At 45.0% G+C, this 1,761-nt stretch carries 2 protein-coding genes; both read right to left on the bottom strand.

All coding sequences use genetic code 11. The features are described from left to right. A partial coding sequence (locus PPL9_RS18545; RefSeq protein WP_152986756.1) for a hypothetical protein occupies positions 1-353 on the bottom strand: 353 nt, incomplete at its 3' end. A gap of 23 nt (positions 354-376) precedes the next feature. Next, positions 377-994, bottom strand: a complete 618-nt coding sequence (locus tag PPL9_RS18550; protein ID WP_057464079.1) for a DUF1629 domain-containing protein — start codon at positions 992-994, stop codon at positions 377-379. Between the last annotated feature and the right edge of the window lie 767 nt (positions 995-1,761).

Consider the following 1,761-nt stretch of genomic DNA (forward strand, 5'->3'; position numbering starts at 1 on the left):
TTGCATGGGGTGGCTCCATTCGTTTGCTGTCCATGACAACTGCAGTATGACGCATTACGGCGTTGGTGGGAGCAGGAGCCATCCACCCCATCAGCTACTCCCAATATTGAGCTTGCATGAGAGGTGTTAGCTTTGTTGGAACCCGGCAGCAACACACCATTCGAAGTTGAGTTTGCATCCAGATGCTCAGTGACTGGGAGATCACTGTTCATATGCTCAAATAACCAGTCTAGGTCTGGGGCAAGGGTCTTCTTCCCATGCACATGAGCACCTTGGAAGCCAGTGCCACTCACATCGCCAAATCCAGACAGATCACTTAAGTCAGGGCGCGTCAAATCATCAAAATTAGCCATAATAAAATGTCCTGAAATCTGTATTAAGCAATCTGCATTGGATTATAATTGAGGCCAGTAAGGTTCAGTGCCTGCAACCGTTCGGCAAACTCATCGGAAATACGACGGCCTCTAGCGAATTTGTCTACCCAAGCGTGATGACCCGCGATCTTTTCTTTCGAAAACACAACCTTTGCTTCTTTACTGCGTGGAGGACGGGGAATGAAGCCTCGTGCATCTCGCTCTGGCCAGCAGGCAGTATCGTGTAGTGTGTCTAGGCGCTTACAAAAAATGAAGAGATATCCCTCACCAATCTTGTCAGCCCCTTCAAAATAGTCCATCGGGAAAAACTGATGCGTATTTGGTTCAAGCTCTTCGAGAATGTCTTTGAACGCTTGAGGCACGAGCGTAATTCCCCTCCATCTGTTAAAATCAAGCAATGGCCGGGTTTTGATTGAACAATTGACGCGTTCCAGCTTTGTTGGCACATGATCAGGTAAGATGGGGCGACCGACTTCCATAGAACTTGGCATGATCAATGCGCCACCATCAGGAGCTGGATCTACGAGACAGATCTGTTTTCTATCACCATCAAGCTCATCAAATGATGTTGTACTATCATCAGTTTCAGGTTGCTTGCCGCCCGTAATGTGAAATGGCATAAGTATCTCTTTCGTATATCTGTTTTAACTTGTGAAATTACTGAGGAGTGAACCTTTTCATGATTAATCGCGCGGATTACACGAGCAATCAAAAAAAGGCACATGATGAGGCGGCTTCGCCTCGCCAATGTAAAATGTCAGCGGTCCTGTTTGTCTTAGAAGAAATATGGTTTCCTGCAACTCTCCCAGGCCCTCCAGTGCTCTATAGAAAAACATCCAACTTGTGCACGAAGCATGCTTAAAATCGAAGGAGCCAGTTCATGTCAATACATTCGTGAAAGATACAAATTTAATCAATGAAGTTCCCTCATGCATTCTACCAATAATACAAAGCCAATAGACCTAAAGACCGACCAAAACAAACGTGCAGAGCACATATATAAATAAAATATTTCATTTATACTTTGGTTGATGCCCAAAGTTCTATTCGAACCCCTCATAGGCCTGAATTTGCAGGGACACTTGGAACTCGTGTGGTCCAAGGTGGTGTCCTATAACATTTACCTCAATGAGTACGATATGGCAGACTTTCGAACGCAGCCAAACATCTGTGGTATAATAATCGATGCAGTTTAGTTTATGTAGACCGCTGGAATCATTATGTGATTCATAGGGGAAATGAAAACTGAAGTTGCTACGTTAGCTCAATGGCCAGACATCCTTTCATCTTTGTCATCCAGTCTTGATATCGAAGAAGCCGCAATCAAATTTGGGGCTTTGCTGCGAAAGCGTGAAATTTCAAGCGGACGAGATCTGCTGCGCCTTGC

The sequence above is a fragment of the Pseudovibrio sp. POLY-S9 genome (genome assembly GCF_001431305.1).
Taxonomy (GTDB): domain Bacteria; phylum Pseudomonadota; class Alphaproteobacteria; order Rhizobiales; family Stappiaceae; genus Pseudovibrio.